This is a genomic window from Pseudomonas sp. P5_B2 (genome assembly GCF_056400445.1).
In genome coordinates, this window is sequence record NZ_JBFULH010001400.1 from 1 (window position 1) to 632 (window position 632).

The 632-nt window shown below is 48.7% G+C and carries 1 pseudogene; it reads left to right on the top strand.

The window, feature by feature from the left end:
- Positions 1-469 (top strand): annotated as a pseudogene (locus tag AC1DRJ_RS31450) (hypothetical protein); the annotation flags it as partial.
- Between the last annotated feature and the right edge of the window lie 163 nt (positions 470-632).

Genomic DNA, 632 nt, shown 5'->3' on the forward strand with positions numbered 1-632 from the left:
GTCTACATCAGTTCGACGGCGACTCACAATCGATCATTCACCAGTCCGAGATGATCTTGAGGAAGCGAATTTTGCCCATGCCGACTTCTGGGGGTATTTGAACTGCCAAACGGTTCCCCCCTTATGGGACGGTGTCACGGTCGATATACCCGCGCTGCCGGGGTTTAAAGTCAAAGATAGTTGTGAAGTGCTTTGGCGAGGACACTCAACACTGAACGGAAGTGGTCCGGAGATTGTCAGTGCCCGAAAAATAATTATTCGCCAGGCTTTAAGTGAGCAAGATATCCGTGAAGGTTTTTCGCTGGTCATCGAGCCTTATGAAACTCATATAAAACCAATGGTGAATAACGACTCCGCGACCGTCGTTTACAGGATATATCGAGGTGCGAAGCTAGTCGGCGTGTCGGACACCGCGTTAGTAAAAATAGACAGGATAATAAGTGGAGAAGACCTTCCCTGTGGGCCTTGAGCAAGCGTGGAAGTTTTGTTGCGCGATCCGTGGCGTACGCAGAGGTCAATCACTTCTTGAAGTCGTAACACAATAAATCGTGAAGGTATGGAGATCAAAATGAACGCGATAGTTGAAAAGGCCAGGCTGTCTCGAAGTGCTGTGCTTGCCAAAAGTTACGGAG